This is a genomic window from Lysobacter sp. Root916 (assembly GCF_001429785.1).
Lineage (GTDB): Bacteria > Pseudomonadota > Gammaproteobacteria > Xanthomonadales > Xanthomonadaceae > Lysobacter.
Genome location: NZ_LMJF01000013.1, coordinates 499,616 through 520,044, shown reverse-complemented (window position 1 = coordinate 520,044; position 20,429 = coordinate 499,616). Strand labels below are relative to the sequence as shown.

The following is a 20,429-nucleotide window of genomic DNA, read 5'->3' as shown; positions in this document are numbered from 1 at the left end:
AAATAGACCCTGAAACCGTGTGCGTACAAGCAGTAGGAGCCCGCAAGGGTGACTGCGTACCTTTTGTATAATGGGTCAGCGACTTACTGTTCGTGGCGAGCTTAACCGTATAGGGGAGGCGAAGGGAAACCGAGTCTGATAAGGGCGCATAGTCGCGGGCAGTAGACCCGAAACCGGGTGATCTAGTCATGCCCAGGGTGAAGGTTGAGTAACATCAACTGGAGGCCCGAACCCACTCCCGTTGCAAAGGTAGGGGATGAGGTGTGATTAGGAGTGAAAAGCTAATCGAACCCGGAGATAGCTGGTTCTCCTCGAAAGCTATTTAGGTAGCGCCTCGGACGAATACTACTGGGGGTAGAGCACTGTTATGGCTAGGGGGTCATTGCGACTTACCAAACCATGGCAAACTCCGAATACCAGTACGTACTATCCGGGAGACACACGGCGGGTGCTAACGTCCGTCGTGAAAAGGGAAACAACCCAGACCCACAGCTAAGGTCCCAAATTCATCGCTAAGTGGTGAACGATGTGGAAAGGCACAGACAGCCAGGAGGTTGGCTTAGAAGCAGCCACCCTTTAAAGAAAGCGTAATAGCTCACTGGTCGAGTCGGTCTGCGCGGAAGATTTAACGGGGCTAAGCGATGAACCGAAGCTTGGGGTGCATACTTTGTATGCGCGGTAGAGGAGCGTTCCGTAAGCCGTTGAAGGTGGATTGAGAAGTCCGCTGGAGGTATCGGAAGTGCGAATGCTGACATGAGTAACGATAATGCGGGTGAAAAGCCCGCACGCCGAAAGCCCAAGGTTTCCTTGCGCAACGTTAATCGACGCAGGGTGAGTCGGCCCCTAAGGCGAGGCAGAAATGCGTAGTCGATGGGAAGCTGGTTAATATTCCAGCACCTCGCGTAAGTGCGATGGAGGGACGGAGAAGGTTAGGTCTACCCGGCGTTGGTTGTCCGGGAGAAAGCAGGTAGGTGTGGGTCTTAGGCAAATCCGGGACCCTTTAACACCGAGCAGCGAGACGAGCTCATTAGAGCGAAGTGACTGATACCACGCTTCCAGGAAAAGCTCCTAAGCTTCAGCTTACGCAGACCGTACCGTAAACCGACACAGGTGGGCAGGATGAGAATTCTAAGGCGCTTGAGAGAACTCGGGTGAAGGAACTAGGCAACATGGCACCGTAACTTCGGGAGAAGGTGCACCCCTCTTGGTGGCTCATGCGAGCTACAGCTGAGAGGGGTCGCAGTGACCAGGCCGCTGCGACTGTTTATCAAAAACACAGCACTCTGCAAACACGAAAGTGGACGTATAGGGTGTGACGCCTGCCCGGTGCTGGAAGGTTAATTGATGGGGTCAGCCGCAAGGCGAAGCTCTTGATCGAAGCCCCAGTAAACGGCGGCCGTAACTATAACGGTCCTAAGGTAGCGAAATTCCTTGTCGGGTAAGTTCCGACCTGCACGAATGGCGTAACGACAGCGGCGCTGTCTCCACCCGAGACTCAGTGAAATTGAAATCGCTGTGAAGATGCAGCGTTCCCGCGGCAAGACGGAAAGACCCCGTGAACCTTTACTATAGCTTTACACTGAACGTTGAGTTCGTCTGTGTAGGATAGGTGGGAGGCTATGAAACCATGGCGCTAGCTGTGGTGGAGCCATCCTTGAAATACCACCCTGTCGTGCTTGACGTTCTAACCTAGGCCCGTAATCCGGGTCGGGGACCGTGTATGGTGGGTAGTTTGACTGGGGCGGTCTCCTCCCAAAGTGTAACGGAGGAGCACGAAGGTACGCTCAGCGCGGTCGGACATCGCGCACTGTGTGCAAAGGCATAAGCGTGCTTGACTGCAAGATCGACGGATCAAGCAGGTACGAAAGTAGGTCTTAGTGACCCGGTGGTTCTGTATGGAAGGGCCATCGCTCAACGGATAAAAGGTACTCCGGGGATAACAGGCTGATACCGCCCAAGAGTTCATATCGACGGCGGTGTTTGGCACCTCGATGTCGGCTCATCACATCCTGGGGCTGTAGTCGGTCCCAAGGGTATGGCTGTTCGCCATTTAAAGTGGTACGCGAGCTGGGTTCAGAACGTCGTGAGACAGTTCGGTCCCTATCTGTCGTGGGCGTTGGAGATTTGAGAGGGGCTGCTCCTAGTACGAGAGGACCGGAGTGGACGAACCTCTGGTGTTCCGGTTATCACGCCAGTGGTATTGCCGGGTAGCTATGTTCGGAAGCGATAACCGCTGAAAGCATCTAAGCGGGAAGCGCGCCTCAAGATGAGATCTCCCGGGACTTTAAGTCCCCTAAAGGAACCATCAAGACTAGGTGGTTGATAGGCAGGGTGTGTAAGTGCAGCAATGCATTGAGCTAACCTGTACTAATGATCCGTGTGGCTTGACCATATAACCTCAAGTTGCTTTGGTCTCCACGATATGTCTGACGGCTTTCGTCAACGCTTCTTTATGAAGTAAACTTCGCTACGTCCCAACTTATTCGCCAACGACGGGGATCATTCCGTCGAAAGCAACCCAACGAGAGCGTGCGCGCAACCTCAGTACACCGAGATCTGCGACCCTCCACCCTCTCCCTGGTGATAATAGCTGTGTGGAACCACCCGATCCCATCCCGAACTCGGAAGTGAAACGCATATGCGCCGATGGTAGTGTGGCCTAAGCCATGCAAGAGTAGGTCATCGCCAGGGGCTTCATCCGAAGGCCGGTTCCCGCAAGGGGGCCGGCCTTCTTCTTTGCGCGAAACAAAGATAATGCGCTGGCATGACGAGTTAATGCGGCCCGAATCCGCGGCGTCGGCGAGTTAATCCGGATGCGCTCGTTCGGACACCAAGAGTTAATCCGCGCACCGTCGACCCGCCCCGCAACCCCACCCGCCCCCTGTAGGAGCGGCGCAAGCCGCGACCGCGGAGCAGGGAGGCTGCGGAGGCCACGGGCCGCCCGCATCCCGCCCTGTGGGAGCGGCGTCAGCCGCGATCGCGACACACCGAACTACGGCGCTGCTCCACTGACATCGCGGCTCACGCCGCTCCCACAGGAGGCGGGCCCGAAGCGGCGACGTCGCTCGGACTGGCGCGGTCGCGGCTTACGCCGCTCCTACCCCAAAGCCGGGCGGCGCGCTCGAGGGACCAGGCCGCCTGGACCGGGTGCTGGACGGCGAGTTCGATGTGNCGCAGCATTTTCTCGATCACCGCCGTGGCCGGCGCTGCTCCACTGACATCGCGGCTCACGCCGCTCCCACAGGAGGCGGGCCCGAAGCGGCGACGTCGCTCGGACTGGCGCGGTCGCGGCTTACGCCGCTCCTACCCCAAAGCCGGGCGAGCACCGACGCAACCGACCCGCCTAAAGCCGAGGCAACGGAGCAGGGAGGCTGCGGAGCCACGGGCCGCACGCATCCCACCCTGTGGGAGCGGCGTCAGCCGCGATCGCGGCACATCGAACGACGGCGCTGCTCCACTGACATCGCGGCTTACGCCGCTCCCACAGGAGGCAGGCCCCGAACCGACGATGTCGTTCGGAGAGGCAGGCCCCCGAACCGGCGACGTCGCTCGGACTGGCGCGGTCGCGGCTTACGCCGCTCCTACCCAAAGGGCCTAGCGCCGTGACAAAAATGCCGGCTTGCGCCGGCATTTTTCGTTTGGAGGCTAGCGACAGCAGGCGATCAACGCGCCGCCGAATCCTTAGCACGCAAGGTCACCACCAGCACATCGCGGTGCGAGGGCAAGCTGGGGTCCTGGGCGGTCACGGCGGTGACGCCGTGGAAGACCCGGCTGTCATCGACCAGGGCCGCGTCCAAGGGCGCGGTCAGGGTGAAGCTGCCGAGTTCGCGACCGTCGCCGGCGTGGATCGAGGTCGTCCCGCTGAGGATGTTCTGGCGATCGACCAGCAGAACCAGCACATAGTCGACGCCGTCGCGATGCACGCCTTCCGGGGTGGGCTCGCCGGACTGGTCGACGCGGGCTTCGATCCGGAACTGATGCACCTCGATATGCCAACCGCTGACCGCCGGCGCCAGCGCGCCGTAGAAGTCGCGGCAGAAGCCGAGGATGCGCAGCAGACTGTCGCTGTCGCCGACCTCGGGCAGGATCGGTTCGAACCAGCGTTCGATATCGCCCTGCAGGACGTTGTAGTCCAGGCTCTGATAATGCGGCTGGTGCTTCTCGCGACGCAGCCCGCCCTCCGCGTCGGCGGAGTAGACCGCATAACGGCGTTTGCGGTCGCGGCCGTGGCGGGCGAGGTAGGTATCGGGGCCGAGGTCGTTCCAACTGCCGGCGAAGGCGGGCCAGTCGGCGAGCGGGCGGTCGCGCTCGAGCAGGCCGCGCATGGTGTCGGCTTCGAGGAAGCGGAAGCCGTCGTGCTGCAGTCCGGATTCGAGGTCGCGGACGGTATCGGTGACGCCGGAAGTCATTGCCTTGGCCTTGACGAAGCTAGCGTAGCGCTCGGCCGGGTCGTTCGACCCGGTGGAGATGGAAGGCGGCGGATCGGTACCGCCGCAAGAAATCAGATCGGGGCGATCGCGGCTGCCTTCAACGCCGCCATGACCAGCAGCGCGATCGCACAGACGTAGCCCACCAGCCAGACCAGGCTGCGCAGGGTGTGCTTGTCGGCCAGGTAGAGCAGGCCGTGCAGCACGCGCGCGATCACGAACACCAACGCCAGCGCGGCGATCTGCGCGTGCGCGACGCCGGTGAGCTGCGCCATCACCACGCCGGCCGCGAACGGCGCGAAGGCCTCGAAGGCGTTGAGCTGGGCGGCGTTGGCGCGGATCGAACGCGGATTGTCCTGACGCGCCTGCCAACCGCGCGGGTCGCGGTTGTTGTAGCGCTGGCCGCTGGCCTTGGCGATGTACACCCACAGATAGGGCAGCAGCGCAGCGAACAACACGCACCAGTAAGCGAGGGCCAGGGTCATGACGGGTTTCCGCAGCGAAGGATGTTGCAGAGCCTAGCGGAAAAGCGGTGGCGGCATGGGGGCCGGGCGCGACGGGCTGGACGCTGGGATTGGAGATGCGTCGCCGTCAGTGGCCAGGACGTACCGGAGCGACCGGCCCGCGCCGGATGCACGCTGGATAGCGATGTCGCCCCAATACCCGAGAGCCAGCCACGGACCCGTGTCGAGTGCTGGGACGGGAGCGCAAAGCAAAGCTCCCCCGCCCCCCCACTTTCTGGGGAGCCTATGGGTTCCCTTCGGAATGAGCCACGTGAACGCGCTAGACCAACCGACAGATTCGGCCCGTTCGTTGCTCGACGCGCGTTCGACGGCCGGCCCTCTCAACCGAGGGGCTGTCGAGCCGACGGGCGGCTGATCGGTCTGCGCGGATCGATTCCCCAGCCACGCGCCGCATGGCTACATTGAATAAACCGTCGGCGCTCGTCGATTCTGGAGGCGTCCCCGCAATGCTAGTCTTAATCGCGTCGTACCCGGTGCCGCCATTCAAGAGAGACATTGCATGGGGAGTTTGGAGGAGGCCAACGCGCCGGAAGACGGTAGCGATCTCGCGGCGTTGATCGGCGAGATCGCAGGGGGCAGCCAAACTGCTTTCGCCGCCTTATACACCTTGTTGCAGCCGACGATGGTGCGCTATGCCGCCAGCTTGCTGGCCGCCGACCGCGAAACCGCGGCCGACGCGGTGGACGAGGCATTCTTCGATGTCTGGCGTTCGGCCTCAAACTTTCAGGGGCAAGGCAGCGCCGAGGGGTGGTTGCGACGGATCGTGCGCAACAAAGCTATCGACCTGATTCGCAAGAATCGCGAACGCCTTGCCGCCAGCGATAAGGAAGCGCAAGCCTTCGAAGAGCTGCCCGACGAAGCCGACACTCCAGACCGTCTGGCCGAGAAACTATCGGACATCGATGAACTTTGGCGCCGCTTGCAACGACTGAGTCACGAGCACCGGGAAGCCGTCTGGTTGTGTTATTACGAGGAGAAGTCGCTGGCAGAGATCGCCGAGATCGTCGGATGCCCCGAAAACACCGTCAAGACGCGCCTGTTCCATGCGCGGAAATTGCTCCGGGAGCAAGCATCATGAATCACACCGACGATATCCACGAACTTGCCGGGCTATTGCCGTTTTACGCCAACGGCCGTTTGGACGCCGAGCAACGTGCGCGCATCGACGAAGCGCTCGCTACGATGCCCGAGTTACGCGCTGAACTCGCTGAAGTGCAGGAGTTCCAAGCGCAGATCCAGGCATCCGGCCAACGCTCGCTCGGAGCCGAGCCCGCATCGCCGGCCGATCGACTGCGCAAACTGCAGGCGCGAATCGCCGCGGAGACGGCGGACTCGAACCGTCCGGTCCCGCTATTCGACGCCTCGACAGCATCCGCACCGGCGGCCCAAGCAACGGCGCAACCGGCGCGGATCGAAGTCGGCGCGCCGGCAGCGCAGACGTCGTTCGGCTCGCGCCGGCCGCGCTACCGGCCCTGGTTGAGCAAGGCGTTGGCTGCGGGATTGGCCCTCGTTTGCATGGTTCAAGCCGTGATGCTGTATCGAATGCGGAGCGACGGCGAGAGCGCGGAATACGCTTCGCTGTCCGGGCCCACGGATCGCGCGGCCGCGGCCGGCGTGCGCTTTTCCCTGCGCTTGCGCGCGGACGCGCCTTGGTCCGATGTTCAAGCGCTGTGTGAGCAGCTGAATCTGCGCATCGTCGACGGACCGGAAGACGGGATGATCGATGTGGCGCCTACCGACGGACTAGACGCAGCCCAGATTGAAGCGGTCGAAGTCGCACTCAAACGATCGCCGTCGGTAGCGTTCGTGGGACGGCAGGGATGAACTCGTTCGCCATGCCCCCGTCGCGATGGACGCTCGTGAAACGGCCTCGTCTGGCGTTGATCCTCGCGATGCTATTCGCGATACCGTCGCTGTCCATGTGGGCGCCGGCGTATGCGCAAACCGTCGTCGTCGGGCCGAACGGCGTGCCCATTGCGGGCCCTCCCTCCACTGCACCCAAACGCGGCATTTCTCTGCATGGCTTTTCCATACCGCTCGGTCTACTGAAAAATACCGAGTCGCTGCGCGATCGCGATGTGACTGAGACCTTGCCGGGCCAGGTGCTCTTCACCACCGATGCGGACCCGGCCGCAATCGCGGCCCAAGCGGGGCTCGATCTGATCGAAGCCATTCCGTTGCAAAGCCTGGGTACCACGCTAGTTGTCGCGGGCCTGCGCAAGAGGGATTCGCTCGAAGCCGCCCTGCAACGGCTGACGCAATCGGCGGACGTGCACGGCCCGCAGCCGAATTTCATATTTCAAACGATGAGCGACGCCGAGCCGGCTCCCAAGCGCTTTGCGATTCATGGGTTGGGCGCGCCTACGCAGGTGAACGCGAATACGAGTGCGACCGCCCGCACGATCGCGATGATAGACACCTCGGTGGCGCTCGACCACGAGGCGCTGCGCGGAGCGCGTTTGGAGCAGCGCTTGTTCATCGCGGACGCGACACCCAAAGCGCACGGTACCGCCGTCGCAAGCCTGATCGCCGGCTCTGGTTCCGAGGTGCCCGGCGTCGCTCGCGGCGCCAGATTGTTGAGTTTTGCGGCGTTTACCGAACGCAAGGACGGCGTCGCGGTCGCCACCACCACGAACTTGGCGAAAGCGCTCGATGCGGCCGCCATCGCGAGGCCCGACGTGCTCAATCTCGCGTTCGGCGGCCGAGAGGATCCGCTACTCGGCCTGATGGTGGATGAAATCGATCGGCGTGGCGTTTGCGTCGTGGCCGCTTCGGGCAACGGCGGCGCGCGGCGACGCGTGCCGTTTCCGGCCAGCCACCCGGCGGTGTTGGCGGTGACTGCGATCGACAACGCGCTCAAGCCTTATGAGCACGCCAGTCGCGGCGACCGCATCGATGTCGCCGCAGTCGGCGTGGATGTGTTCGTTGCCGTTCCCGACGGCACGCGCAGTGCCTACCGCAGGATGTCGGGTACGTCGATGGCCTCCGCGCTGGTCGCGGGCGCCTTGTTGCGGGCGACCGAATGCGAGGGCGCACGCGCGCCCACCGCGATACGCCCGACCGCCCGCGCTGCGGCGCGCGATCTCGGCTCGCCGGGCCACGATCCGATCTTCGGCGCCGGCCTGTTCCTGCTACCGCAAGAAAAGTCGCGATCGCATTGAACCTTCCTCGCGCTCGGCGCGACTGGTGGACGTCCATCGCATTCCGCGACGGAAACGCCAGGAGATACACCTATGCTTCGCTCCACCAGAAGCCAGATCATTTGCATCGCGCTCACTTTTTTCACCTTGGTCGGCGGCCATGCCTGGGCGCAAAGCCGGGAAGCGGTGCAGGCCAAGGACGATCCCCGTACGGACATGCCCAGCCTCGCCGAGGCCGCTGTCGTTCTCGAATTCGCTAATGCGCAACCCGAGTTTCACGAGGCGTTGAAGGCGAAGAACACCGAAAAAGTCAGTGACATCCTCCTCAGCTACGGCCTGTCGGAGAAGGTGAAGGTTTACGACGGCCCGATGGAAACCGTCGTCCCCGGCGGCCCGTACTGGGGCTGCTATACCTCGCTGATGCCTGTCTACTATCCCGCCCCGTTTAGCTGGCCCAACCACCCGCGCATAGTCGTTGTCCTAATCTGCAACAACAGCGCATACGGGCAAACCGGTACCTGGGATTAAGGCCGCAGACCCGACCGGCGAGGCAAACCCTAGGCCGCCTTGCGGTTGAGGGAACGAATCCCTGTGGGGCGAACCGCTCGATGCTCCGCGACGCATCGCGCGGACTGCGCATAGAGTGGGCGAGAGAATCCGCCTTCGCGGATGGATTCCATGAGACGCATGCGATGAAGGCCACGAAACGCCGGCCGCGACAGCGCGGCCGGCGTCTCCAAAGGGTGCATGACCGCTCAAAGTTCGAGGAAAGTCGACGACTTGAACGCCCCGTCTATGGGAGCGGCGTGAGCCGCGATCGCCATGCGACGAACTGCGCCATCGCTTCGTTGCTGCGGCGTGGCTTGCGTCGCTCCCACATGGAGGGTGCGTCGTACGCGGGCGCAGCCGAGCTGGCCTGGCCGCGGAGACTGAAGTAGCGGCGCCGTTTCATTGCGGCGGTCGCGGCTCGCGCCGCTCCCGCATCGGGCGGATACGGGATTCGTGGCTCACGATTCGCGGCGGGGAGGGCGATGTTGCGAGGAGGGGGCCGTCGCGGCCTACGCCGCTCCCACAGAAGGCGCGGTCGCTGCAGAGCGCAACGCCCCCGCTCTATTCGATAGCCAAGGCGACCTCTCCCGCTCGCGGCAGCCTAGGCATGCGCGAGCGGGAGAGGCGCCGGGTCGTCACTTGCCGGCCGGCTGCATCAGCTTGTCGTGTGCGGCGCGGAAGGCATTGCCTTCGTACCAGTTCGGCCACTGCTCGTTGCCGGCCAGGGTCTTGCCGACCGCGTACAGCGCGTCGAGGTCCTGCACCACGCCGTCCATCTTCCAGCCCGGATCGAACTGGTCGGCGGGCTTGTGGTAACGGTGGTCGCGGTAATCGGTGTTGGCCTTCTGTCCGGCCGCGGTGCCGCCGTCGATCAGGTCGTCGCCGCCCTTGGCATACAACGCCGGCACGCCGGCCTTGGCGAAGTTGAAGTGATCGGAGCGGAAGTAGAAGCCGTCTTCCGGCGTGGCCTCGGCGTGCAGGGTGCGGCCCTGGGCGCCGGCGACGGTCTTGAGGATGTCCTCGAGCTCCGAGCTGCCGTAGCCGATCACCGTCATATCGCGCGCCTTGCCGATCACCGGCATCGCGTCGAGGTTGATCACCGCGACGGTCTTGTTGAGCGGCACGGTCGGATGGGCGACGTAGTACTTGGAACCGAGCAGGCCGGATTCCTCCAGGGTCACCGCCACGAACAGCAGCGAGCGATCCGGCGGCGGGGTCTGCTTGGTGAAGGCTTCGGCGATCTCGAGAATGCCGGCCACGCCGGTGGCGTTGTCGATCGCGCCGTTGTAGATCGTGTCGGCGGCGGCCGCGGCGGATGCGTCGGCGCCGTGGCCCTCGTGGCCGCCCTTGTCGGCGTGGTCGCCCAGGTGATCCCAGTGCGCCATGTAGACGATGGCCTCGTCCGGACGCTTGGCGCCGTCCAGACGCGCGATCACGTTGCGCGAGGACTTCTCGCTGATCTGGCTCTTGAGATCGATCGAGGCCTTGGCCTGTAGCGGAATCGCCTTGAAGCCGGGCTTGCCCGCGGCCTTGTACAGCGCGTCCAGGTCCTGGCCCAGGTCGGCCAGCAGCTTGCGTGCGGCGTCGCCGGTGATCCAGCCCTGCACCGGCAGACGCGGTTCCGGATCGTCCTTGGCCGGCAGGTCGAACTGCGCGCCCGACCACGAGTTCTTGACCACGTCCCAACCGTAGGACGCGCCCTCGCTATCGTGGATGATCAGCGCCGCCGCGGCGCCCTGGCGCGCGGCTTCCTCGAACTTGTAGGTCCAGCGGCCGTAGTAGGTCATCCGCTTGCCTTCGAACAGCTTGGCGTCCTGGCCGTGGAAGCCCGGGTCGTTGACGAACATGACCACGGTCTTGCCCTTCACGTCGACGCCGGCGTAGTCGTTCCAGTTCTGCTCGGGCGCGTTGACGCCGTAGCCGACGAACACCAGGTCGCTGGCGTCGACCTTCACTTCCGACTTGCCGGTGCGCGTGCCCACCACCATGTCGCTACCGAACTTGAGCTCGCGCGCCTGTCCCTTGACGTCGAGCTTGAGCGAAGTGGTTTCGTCGGCCGTGGTTTCGACCATCGGCACGGTCTGGAAATAGCTGTCGCCGTTGCCCGGCTTCAGGCCCAGGCGCTTGAACTGCGCTTCCAGGTACTGGACGGTCTTTTCCTCGCCGGCGCTGCCGGGCGCGCGTCCGCCGAACTCGTCGGAGGCCAGGATTTTGACGTGCTCGGCGAAATCGGCGGCGTTGATCGCCGCGTCGAAGGCATGGTCGGAGGCGGCGGCAGGCGCGGCGGCCTGCGGAGCTGCGGCGGTCGGCGCTTCGGCCGGCGGCTTGCTGCAGGCGGTCGCGGCGAGCGCGGCGGCCAGCACCGAGGTGGCGCTCAACCAATGAGTGGGGTGGGACGGTGTGCGGGACATGGCGACTCCGGGACGGCCAACATCGGCGGAATCCCATTCTATGTCCCGAACCGGCCCGCGGACCTGACCGCTATCGTGAATACGCGGTCGGGTCCGGGCCGTTCAGCGTCGCCGCGCTTACTTGCTGGGCGGGGTATCGCTGGAATAGCGCACGGCGGTGGCGCCGGTGACCGGGCCGATCTTCGCGCTGGAGTGCACGTACAGGTCCACTTCGCGCTTGAACACCAGGGCGCCGTCGACCTGCGCGTTCGGTCCGATGATCACGCGCGGATTGCGGCGATTGCTGGAGAACAGCTGGAAATTGGGCTTGTCGTAGGTGATGCCGCCCTTGACGTGCGAGCCGGCGCCGACGGTGAGGTCGCCGTTGACGGTCTTGATGCTCTGCGACACATCGGTGTCGACCAGGCCGATCGAGCCGTTCACGGTCTCGACGCCGCCGCGGATGTTGCCGCCGCGATCGACGAAGATGCTGCCGTTGACGGTCTCCAGGCCATCGTTCATCTGCACGTGGTTGGCGACGCGGATGCTGCCGTTGACGGTCTCCAGGCCGCCGGCCTGGACCTTTTCGGCGACGTTGATGCTGCCGTTGACGGTTTCGGCGTTCTTGACCCGGGCGCCGGCACCGATGCGGATGCTGCCGTTGACGGTTTCGAGGTTGCCGTAGGTCTGCCCGGCTTCGACGTTGATACTGCCGTTGACCTTGTCGATGTTCTGATCGGCGGCGAATACGGGCGCGGCCGCTACGGACAGGGCCAGCGAGAGAGCGAGAGCGAAGCGGTTGCGGGTCATGGGCGGGGTCCTTCGGCGTTCCCGTTGGGTGGGTTCGTAAGATCTGATGCGCTGGGCATGGCACAGGTTTAAGGCATCGACACCGATTTCGGCGCGTGTCCTTCGTAATGCCGTCGCGGCCGGCTCCGCTACAATCCCGGGCAACCGCAACGCCGGCTCCGGCCCCCTCACTAGGAAACGCGACGTGCCATCCCCCTCCGCGCGCCCCCACCCCGTGGTTCTGCTGATTCTGGATGGCTGGGGCCATCGCGAGGAGACGGCCGACAACGCCCTGGCCCAGGCCGAGCTGCCGCAGTGGCATGCGCTGCTGGCCAGCCAGCCGCACACCCTGATCCATACCGAGGGCCGCCACGTCGGCCTGCCGGACGGCCAGATGGGCAATTCCGAGGTCGGCCACATGAACCTCGGCGCCGGCCGCATCGTGTACCAGGATCTGACCCGGGTCGACGCCGCGATCGAGGACGGCAGCTTTTACGCCAACGACGAGCTGCGCGCGGCCTGCGCCGCGGCCAAGGCTTCCGGCGGGCGCCTGCACGTGATGGGCCTGCTCTCGCCCGGCGGCGTGCACAGCCACGAGCAGCATATCTTCGCGATGCTGGAACTGGCGCGTCGCGAAGGCGTGGCCGAGGTCGCCGTGCACGCCTTCCTCGACGGCCGCGACATGCCGCCCAAGTCGGCCGCGCCCAGCCTGGCGCGCCTGCAGGAGGTCTGCGACCGGGTCGGCAATGCCCGCATCGCCTCGGTCAGCGGCCGCTACTACGCCATGGACCGCGACCAGCGCTGGGACCGCCAGCGCCGCGCCTGGGACGCGATCGTCGAAGCCGCCAGCGATCACCACGCCGGCGACGCCCAGACCGCACTGGCGCAGGCTTACGAACGCGGCGAGACCGACGAGTTCGTCGCGCCGACCGTGATCGACGGCGCGCGTCCGATCCAGGACGGCGACGCGGTGGTGTTCATGAACTTCCGCGCGGATCGCGCGCGCCAGCTCACCGCGGCGTTCGTGGATCCGAATTTCTCCGGTTACGAGCTGCGTCAGCCGCGTCTGTCGCGCTTCGTCTGCCTGACCGAGTACGACGCCAAACTGCCGGCGCCGGTCGCGTTCGCGCCCGACGACCTGCGCCACACCCTCGGCGAGCTGCTGGCCGAGCACGGCCTCACGCAGCTGCGCATCGCCGAGACCGAGAAGTACGCGCACGTGACCTTTTTCTTCAGCGGCGGCCGCGAGGATCCTTACCCGGGTGAGACCCGCATCCTCGTGCCCAGCCCCAAGGTCGCCACCTACGACCTGCAGCCGGAGATGAGCTGCCCGGAAGTCACCGCCAAGCTGGTCGAAGCGATCCGCTCCGGCGCGATCGACGTCGCCATCTGCAACATCGCCAACCCCGACATGGTCGGCCATACCGGCGACCTGGGCGCCGCGATCCAGGCCGCGCAGGCGGTGGACGTGGCGATCGGCGCGATCGCCCAGGCCGTGCGCGACAGCGGCGGCGCGCTGCTGATCACCGCCGACCACGGCAACCTCGAAATGATGCGCGACCCGTCCACCGGCCAGCCGCACACCGCCCACACCGTCGGCCCGGTGCCGCTGGTCTACCTGGGCCCGCGCCGCGCCAGCCTGCGCAGCGGCGGCGCCTTGCGCGATGTCGCGCCGACCATCCTCGACCTGCTCGGCCTGCCGCAGCCGGACGAGATGACCGGCAAGAGCCTGTTGGTTTCGGACGGCGCGATCGAAGGCGGGTCGGTCGCCTGATGCCGTCCTTGCGCGCGTTCGCCGTGGCGCTGCTGCTGTCGCTGCTGGCCTGCGCGCCGGCGGCGGCGCAGAACAGCAGCCGCGATGCCGAACGCAAGCTCGAACGCATCAAGAGCGAACTCAAATCGGTCGCCGACGAGCGCCGCAAACTCGAAGGCCAGCGCGGCGCCGCCTCGCGCGAACTGCGCGAGGTCGACGAAAAGGTCGGGCAATCCAACCGCAGCCTGCGCGAAACCGAGCAGCGCCTGGCGCGCGAGCAATCCTCGTTGGCGCAGCTGCAGCAGCGGCGCGAGACCTTATTGGGGACTCTGGGCGCCAAGCGCGAGGAGCTCGCGCAGCTGCTGCGCGCCGCCTACGCCCAAGGCGGCGATGCGCCGCTGAAGGTGATGCTGGCCCAGGACAAGGTCGCCGACGCCAATCGCATGCTCGCCTACCACGGCTACGTGCAGCGCGACCGCGCGCGCCGGATCGAACAACTGCGCGGCGAACTGGCCGAACTCGACGCGGTCGAGCGCGACATCGCGACGCGCCGGTCCGAACTCGATAGCGCGCGCAAGCAGCAGCGCGCGCAGCTGGGCCAGCTGCAGAACGACCGTCAAAGCCGCGCGGTCGTGGTCGAGCAGATCAACCGCAAATACCAGGACCGCAGCAGCCGCGAACGCGCGCTAGGCCGCGACGCCAAGGGGCTGGAGGATCTGCTGAAGAAACTGCGCCAGGCCGCCGCGCGCGCCGAGGCCCAGCGCAAGGCCGCCGCCGTGGCCAAGGCCGCGCGCGAAGCCCGCGAAGCGCGCGCCGCCCAGAACAGCGGCAAGCCCGCGGGCAGCACGCCCACGCGCAAGCCGGCGGTGGTCGCCAGCGCGGCGCCGCTGCAGGTCGGCGGCCTCGGCTGGCCGGTCTCGGGCGCGCTGCTGGCCGGCTACGGCGGCACCATGCCCGACGGGCGCGGCAGCGAAGGCCTGCTGATCGGCGCCAGCGCCGGCGCCACGGTCAAGGCGGTCGGCGACGGCCAGGTGGTCTACGCCGAATGGATGACCGGCTACGGCCTGCTGCTGATCGTCGACCACGGCAACGGCTACATGAGCCTGTACGCCCACAACGACGCCCTGCTGCGCAACGTCGGCGACCGCGTCAAACGTGGCGACCCCGTCGCCACCGTCGGCAGCTCCGGCGGCAACGGCCGCCCGGCGCTGTACTTCGAGCTGCGCCGCAACGGCCAGCCGGTGAATCCAGCGACCTGGTTGCGGCGCTGAGGGGAAGGGCAAATCCCCCTTAATCCCTCTTTTGAAAAGGGGGAAGATCGGCCGGGCGGCCCCGCTTTCTCCCCCTTTGAAAAAGGGGGATTAAGGGGGATTTGCTTCACCCGTCACCCGCCCCGCCACATGGCGCCTGAATGCGTCCGCCGGGCGTTAACGAAAGCTTCCCGCCGCCCTGCCTAACGTGTTCCTATTCGAACCACACGCCGCGACCGAACCTCGATCGCGCCGCGCGGTCCAACCGGTATCCGTTACGGAGTTCCATGCATGCGCCTGCGTCATCCGCTGTCCTCCCGTCCTGGCCTGACGCGAGCCCTGCTGCTGGGGCTGGCGCTGGCCGGCGCGGTCCTGCCCGCCGCGGCGCAGGAACCGCCCGCGCCCGCTGAGGCCAAACCGGCCAAGGCCGAGGCCAAGGACGACAAGTCCGAGTCCAAGGTGCCGCTGGACGAGATCCGCCGCTACGTCGCGGTCTACAACGCGGTCAAGCAGGCCTATGTCGAACCGGTCGACGACCGCAAGCTGATGCACTCGGCGATACGCGGCCTGTTGTTCGATCTCGACCCGCACAGCGTCTACCTCGATAAGGTCGCCGCCGACGATTTCGACGAGCAGGCGCGCGGCGCCTACGACGGCATCGGCGTCGAACTGCAGCGCCAGCCCGACGGCACGCTGCGGGTGATTTCGCCGATCGACGACACCCCGGCCGCGCGCGCCGGCATCAAGGCCGGCGACCTGATCATCGCCATCGACGGCAAGCCGTTCAAGGCCGACGAAGGCGACAGCTCCGGGCCGCTGCGCGGCGCGCCTGGCAGCAAAGTCGTGCTGAGCATCGTGCGCGCCGGACGCGACAAGCCCTTCGACGTGACCGTGGCGCGCGAGACCATCCGCGTCGCCAGCGTGCGCAGCCGCATGCTCGAGCCCGGTTACGGCTACGCGCGCATCAGCGCCTTCCAGGCCGACACCGCCGCCGATTTCGAAACCCAGATCGAGAAGCTCAAGACCCAGGCCGGCGGCAAGCTCAGCGGTCTGGTGATCGACCTGCGCAGCAACCCCGGCGGCCTGCTGACCTCGGCGGTGCAGATCGCCGACGACTTGCTGGAAAAGGGCAAGATCGTCAGCACGCGCGGCCGCATTGCGATCAGCGACGCCGAGTTCGGCGCCACCCCGGGCGACCGCATCGACGGCGCGCCGGTAGTGGTGCTGGTGGACGCCGGTTCGGCCAGCGCCTCGGAAGTGCTGGCCGGCGCGCTGCGGGACAACGGCCGCGCGCGCGTGGTCGGCAGCCGCACCTTCGGCAAGGGCTCGGTGCAGACCGTACTGCCCTTGGACAACGGCGATTCGGTCAAGCTGACCACCGCGCGCTACTACACGCCCAGCGGCAAATCGATCCAGGCCCTGGGCATCGTGCCCGACGTCGCCCTGCATCCGGCCAAGGAAGCGGCCAACGGCGGCCGCACCAGCTACAGCGAAGCCAGCCTGCCGGGCCATCTGCGCGGCGACGTCGACGACGCGCCGGGCACCAACGCCGGCGAAGTGCTGGAAGGCGACGCGCCTATCGCGGCCGCGCTGGCGGAGCTGAAAAAGCCGGCGGTGGCCAAGGCCGACGACGGCGCGACCAAGCGCTGAGCGCGGCGCGCCGGGCTCAGCGATCCGGCGCCAACCCGTCCGCACCAAACCCGACGACGCCCGGCCGCAAGCCGGGCGTCGTCGCATCCGCTCGCATCGTTTCGCGACGCACGCGCAGGTTTCAATCCAGCGGATCGAAGAACACGCGCATCAGTCGGTAGTGCTCGTCGCCGGGATCGTCGCGAAAACGTTTGTGTTCGCGATAGCGCAGGTGCTCGCCGGACAGTCCGCGTCGCGCCATGACCGCGCGGGCGGCGCCTTCGTAGTCGTCGCCGTCGTCGCGATGCCAGTAGCGGACCTCCTGATGCGCGAACGCAATCTCCAGGTCGATCTCGAACGGCATGTCCTCGCCATAGCGTTCGTCCCAGTTGGCCTCGGCCAGGCCGCGCCAGTGCAGGGCGAAGCGCGCGCCGCGGCGCGCACCCAGGCGCAGTTCGCTGCGCGACAGGCTCAGATGCGAACACAGATACAGGCTAGGCAGGCTGTCGCCTACCGCGTCGTCGCGCTCCAGTTCGAAGCTGTAGGCGAAACCCTCTAGCCGGCGCCAATCGTCGATCCGCGCCGGCATGATCTCGTCGTAGAAATGCGGTTGCAGATCCTGCTGGACCTCGCCTTGGCCGAAGCGCTGCGCGCTGCCGTGCACATCGATCGACCAGCGGGCCTCGCCGCTGGCGTCGTCGTACAGCCAACCGGCGATTTGCGCGCGCTCGACGGCGAAGCTCAGATCCTTGAGCCGTATCGTGCCGCTGGCTGGTTCGTCGTGGCTCATCGTCGCGCGCTGCGTAGGGCCTGGAAAGCAGCCTAGCATCGCAGCGGCGTGTGCCGCCGCGCGTCAGCGGCGCCGCGGATGGATAGACGGCGCACTCATGAATGAGTGGATTTCATACGCAGTTGAAGCGCGAAATTGGCATTAAAACGGTGGGCCATGCCGCGGCGCCAGCGATGTGCGCACGCGCTTACGCTGCGCGTAGGCGCCTGCGTCAGCGCGGTTTCGCCGGCAGCGGGAACGGCGTTACCACCTTCTCGCCGGTCGCCGCGTCGCGGATCGCCGACTGGCCTTTGCGCTCCACTTCCTCGATGCGCACGATGCTGTGCATCGGCAGGTGCAGCATGCGGGTGTTGCCGAACTCGTCGCGCAGGCGCTCCTCGGTCGGATCCACCACCAGGCCTTCGTGCACGTCGAACACCAGTTCGCCGACTTCGGTGAAGCCCCACAGCGCGCCCGAGGCCACGTGCCGCGCGTACAGCTCGTAGACCTTGCCGGCGTTGAGGAAGGTGACTTTGTATAGCGTCTTGGCCATGGGGCAGGGATTCGGGATTGGGGATTCGGGATTCGCAAAAGCGTGAGCGAGCGCCTGCCTCTAAGCTTGGGGGGCGAGTACCGAAACTCAACTGCGCAGTACCGAACTGCTGTGTCGAATCCCTAATCCCCAATCTCGGCCTTCAGAAGCCGCGCCGCCGCCTCATCCGTCGCGCGATGCCCGCGCGCGCGATCAGCGCGAACGCGCCGCCGAAGGCGAAGCCGGCCAGATGCGCCGACCACGCGACCGCGCCGAAGGCCGGGCCGATGAAGGTGAAGACCACCTGCAGCAGCGCCCAGACGCCGATCAGCAGCGGCGCCGGCACCTTCACGAACTGCAGGAACAGCCCCAGCGGCACCACCACCCCGAGCTTGGCGCCCGGAAATAGCGCCAGGTAGGCGCCGATCAGGGCCGAGACCGCGCCGCTGGCGCCGATGATCAACCGGTCCGGCGTGCCGATCGCGATCACCGCGGCCAGGTTGGCGACCGCGCCGCCGCACAGGAACAGGGCCAGGAACCGCCACGGCCCCATCGTCCGCTCCGCCGGCAGGCCGAAGATCAGCAGGAACACCAGGTTGCCCAGCAGGTGGGCCCAGTCGGCGTGCAGGAACAAGGCGCTGAACAGGCGCAGGCCGCTGCCGTCGCGGATCGCGTGCCACCAGGCCTCGGGGGTGGCCAGGCCGCCCGACAGCGCGCCCCATTCCAGCATCAGGCGGCGTTCGTCGGTGTCCGGCAGCAGGGCCGAGCCGATGAAGCACAGCCACAGCACCGCGAACAGCAGGGGGGTGGCCCAGCGCAGGGGTGCCTTTTCGCGGGAGGGGATGGCGATGAACATCGGTTTGGGGCGTCGCGGATTCAGGTCCGGCCGGTACGAACAGGGGGGAACCGGCACGGCATGAGGCCAAAAACGGTAGCGGTGGAACTGGGACCTATTGTTAGCTTTCAGTTAACGGCCGCGCTATAGTGCATACGGCGTCGTACGTCGGGAGGGGCTTTCCGGCGGTGCGAGCTCCAGCCAGATCGGAGCCGCTCGGACGGCCGAGGAATACCAAAAAATACTCCAATGGAGACTACACGCATGCAACACGCACACCGCTATACGCGCCTGACCGCCCTCGCGCTGGGCATCACCGGCGCCCTGGCTTTTGGCCAGGTCCACGCTTCGGGCTTCCAGCTCAAGGAAAACAGCGTCAAGGCCATGGGTCGCGCGTTCGCCGGTTCCGGCGTGGCCGCTGGCGACTCCTCCGTCGTCGCCAACAACCCGGCAGCGATGACCCAGTTCGAAGGCACCACCTTCCAGGCCGACGTCACCGTCATCGACCTCAACGCCAAGTTCAGCGGCGGCGGTTACGACCTGCTCGGCCGTCCGCTCACCGGCGGCGACGGCGGCGAAGCCGGCGACGTCACCCCGGTTCCGGCGATGTCGATCATCCACAAGTTCGATAACGGCCTGGCCGTGGGCGCCATGGTCAGCGCGCCGTTCGGTCTGAAGACCGAGTACAAGCCCGGCTGGGTCGGCCGCTACTACGCCGCCAAGTCCGAACTCAAGACCGTCGACCTGACCCTGTCGGCCGCGTTCGACCTGGTGCCTGACCACCTGTCGGTCGGCGGCGGCATCATCTGGGAGAAGGCCGAGGCTGAGCTGTCGAAGTCGGTCGATTTCGGCACGATCCTGTTCGGCCAGCTGCCGCCGGCGGCTCGTCCGACCGCGCCGGCGTTCGCGCGTCCGCAGGGCTCGGATGGCTTCGCCAAGGTCGAAGGCGACGACACCGGCCTGGGCTGGGTCATCGGCGTCAACTTCCGCCCGAACGACAAGCTGGCGATCGGCCTGTCGCACCGTTCGGAAATCGATCACGAGCTGAGCGGCACCGTCGACTGGACCGTTCCGGCCGCCGTGGCCGGTGGCCCGCTCGGTGCCACGCCGCTGTTCAAGGACGGCAAGGCCCTGGCCAAGCTGACCACCCCGTCGGTCACCACCGTCAGCGTCGAGTACAAGTTCAACGACCAGTTCTCGCTGCTGGCCGACTACTCCGAGACCGATTGGTCGTCGCTGCAGGAAATCCGCATCGACTTCGCCAACCCGGACGCGGATTCGGTCGAGCACTTCGGCTGGGATACCACGCGCTTCATGTCGCTGGGCGGCGAGTACAAGCTCAACGACGCCTGGACCCTGCGCGCCGGTTACGCCTACGACGAAACCCCGACCACCTACGCCACGCGCACCCCGCGCCTGCCGGATGAAGACCGTCGCTGGTACTCCATCGGCGCCACCTGGAACTTCAGCGAGAACCTCGAGCTGAACTTCTCCTACGTGCGCATCGAGCCGGACACCCCGCAGATCGGCATCGTCACCCCGCCGGCCCAGGGCGGCCAGCGCCTGTTCGGTTCCTACAGCAGCGACGTGAACCTGTTCGGCGTTTCGGCGCAGTACCACTTCTGATCCACGGTACGACGCGTTATTCGAAAAGCCCCGCTTCGGCGGGGCTTTTTTTATGCCTTTTGTGTGCCATTTCGGTGAGGCCGCAGGCAGCGCTCCGCGAAACCGATTGACAGCGGGGCACGCGAGTGGACAGATGGACGCGATGCGCGCGACGGCACACAAAGCCCGTCGCGGGGCGCAGGGCCTGCGCGGACCGATGCAGGCAGCCCTTCCGCA

The 20,429-nt window shown here is 66.0% G+C and carries 15 protein-coding genes and 2 rRNA genes (1 of these 17 cut by a window edge); 10 read left to right on the top strand and 7 right to left on the bottom strand.

Annotated elements, in window-relative coordinates; all coding sequences use genetic code 11:
* Window positions 1-2,392, top strand: a 23S ribosomal RNA gene (locus ASE35_RS14810) (it extends 486 nt beyond the left edge of the window).
* 184 nt (window positions 2,393-2,576) lie between these two features.
* Window positions 2,577-2,691: ribosomal RNA gene (gene rrf, locus ASE35_RS14805) — 5S ribosomal RNA — on the top strand.
* A gap of 971 nt (window positions 2,692-3,662) precedes the next feature.
* Here the strand turns inward: rrf and ASE35_RS14800 are convergent.
* Both ASE35_RS14800 and ASE35_RS14795 read right to left on the bottom strand, forming a co-directional pair.
* Window positions 3,663-4,409: a 2OG-Fe dioxygenase family protein gene (locus ASE35_RS14800; protein WP_056181222.1), complete on the bottom strand. Its 747-nt coding sequence runs from the start codon at window positions 4,407-4,409 to the stop codon at window positions 3,663-3,665.
* Window positions 4,410-4,501: 92 nt separating this feature from the next.
* Window positions 4,502-4,912: an MAPEG family protein gene (locus tag ASE35_RS14795; protein ID WP_057164317.1), complete on the bottom strand. Its 411-nt coding sequence runs from the start codon at window positions 4,910-4,912 to the stop codon at window positions 4,502-4,504.
* 538 nt (window positions 4,913-5,450) lie between these two features.
* Here ASE35_RS14795 and ASE35_RS14790 point away from each other — a divergent pair.
* The 4 genes from ASE35_RS14790 to ASE35_RS14775 all read left to right on the top strand — a co-directional run bounded on the left by ASE35_RS14790 (window position 5,451) and on the right by ASE35_RS14775 (window position 8,619).
* Window positions 5,451-6,029 (top strand): sigma-70 family RNA polymerase sigma factor, encoded by a 579-nt coding sequence (locus tag ASE35_RS14790; RefSeq protein ID WP_057164316.1) that lies wholly within the window; start codon window positions 5,451-5,453, stop codon window positions 6,027-6,029.
* Window positions 6,026-6,775, top strand: coding sequence for a hypothetical protein (locus ASE35_RS14785; RefSeq protein WP_057164315.1), 750 nt, complete (start codon window positions 6,026-6,028; stop codon window positions 6,773-6,775). The genes ASE35_RS14790 and ASE35_RS14785 overlap by 4 nt, the downstream gene beginning before the upstream one ends.
* Window positions 6,772-8,112: a S8 family serine peptidase gene (locus ASE35_RS14780; RefSeq protein WP_082611295.1), complete on the top strand. Its 1,341-nt coding sequence runs from the start codon at window positions 6,772-6,774 to the stop codon at window positions 8,110-8,112. The genes ASE35_RS14785 and ASE35_RS14780 overlap by 4 nt, the downstream gene beginning before the upstream one ends.
* A 72-nt stretch (window positions 8,113-8,184) precedes the next feature.
* A complete protein-coding gene (locus tag ASE35_RS14775) occupies window positions 8,185-8,619 on the top strand; it encodes a hypothetical protein (protein WP_057161110.1) in 435 nt (144 codons plus the stop codon).
* A gap of 656 nt (window positions 8,620-9,275) precedes the next feature.
* Here ASE35_RS14775 and ASE35_RS14770 read toward each other — a convergent pair.
* Both ASE35_RS14770 and ASE35_RS14765 read right to left on the bottom strand, forming a co-directional pair.
* Entirely contained in the window at window positions 9,276-11,051 is a 1,776-nt protein-coding gene (locus ASE35_RS14770; RefSeq protein ID WP_057164313.1) for a M28 family metallopeptidase, read from the bottom strand.
* Between the two features lie 117 nt (window positions 11,052-11,168).
* Window positions 11,169-11,840, bottom strand: a complete 672-nt coding sequence (locus ASE35_RS14765) for a hypothetical protein (RefSeq protein ID WP_056181201.1) — start codon at window positions 11,838-11,840, stop codon at window positions 11,169-11,171.
* Window positions 11,841-12,024: 184 nt separating this feature from the next.
* Here ASE35_RS14765 and gpmI point away from each other — a divergent pair, with 184 nt between their 5' ends.
* The 3 genes from gpmI to ASE35_RS14750 all read left to right on the top strand — a co-directional run bounded on the left by gpmI (window position 12,025) and on the right by ASE35_RS14750 (window position 16,472).
* Entirely contained in the window at window positions 12,025-13,593 is a 1,569-nt protein-coding gene (gene gpmI / locus ASE35_RS14760; RefSeq protein ID WP_056181199.1) for a 2,3-bisphosphoglycerate-independent phosphoglycerate mutase, read from the top strand.
* Window positions 13,593-14,843, top strand: coding sequence for a peptidoglycan DD-metalloendopeptidase family protein (locus ASE35_RS14755; protein ID WP_057164312.1), 1,251 nt, complete (start codon window positions 13,593-13,595; stop codon window positions 14,841-14,843). Before gpmI ends, ASE35_RS14755 begins: the two co-directional genes overlap by 1 nt.
* Before the next feature lie 270 nt (window positions 14,844-15,113).
* A complete protein-coding gene (locus ASE35_RS14750) occupies window positions 15,114-16,472 on the top strand; it encodes a S41 family peptidase (protein ID WP_082611294.1) in 1,359 nt (452 codons plus the stop codon).
* A 121-nt stretch (window positions 16,473-16,593) separates the two neighbouring features.
* Here ASE35_RS14750 and ASE35_RS14745 read toward each other — a convergent pair whose 3' ends face one another.
* The 3 genes from ASE35_RS14745 to ASE35_RS14735 all read right to left on the bottom strand — a co-directional run bounded on the left by ASE35_RS14745 (window position 16,594) and on the right by ASE35_RS14735 (window position 18,608).
* The gene (locus ASE35_RS14745; RefSeq protein WP_057164311.1) at window positions 16,594-17,241 is read right to left on the bottom strand and encodes a hypothetical protein; all 648 of its coding nucleotides are present in this window, start codon (window positions 17,239-17,241) and stop codon (window positions 16,594-16,596) included.
* Between the two features lie 211 nt (window positions 17,242-17,452).
* A complete protein-coding gene (locus ASE35_RS14740) occupies window positions 17,453-17,773 on the bottom strand; it encodes a DUF1820 family protein (RefSeq protein WP_055901988.1) in 321 nt (106 codons plus the stop codon).
* A gap of 142 nt (window positions 17,774-17,915) precedes the next feature.
* Window positions 17,916-18,608 carry a rhomboid family intramembrane serine protease gene (locus ASE35_RS14735; RefSeq protein ID WP_056181188.1) on the bottom strand — a complete coding sequence of 231 codons (693 nt, stop codon included), beginning with the start codon at window positions 18,606-18,608 and terminating at the stop codon, window positions 17,916-17,918.
* Window positions 18,609-18,851: 243 nt separating this feature from the next.
* On the opposite strand from ASE35_RS14735, the gene ASE35_RS14730 reads away from it, so the two are divergent.
* Window positions 18,852-20,213, top strand: a complete 1,362-nt coding sequence (locus ASE35_RS14730; protein ID WP_057164310.1) for a porin — start codon at window positions 18,852-18,854, stop codon at window positions 20,211-20,213.
* Window positions 20,214-20,429 lie beyond the last annotated feature (216 nt).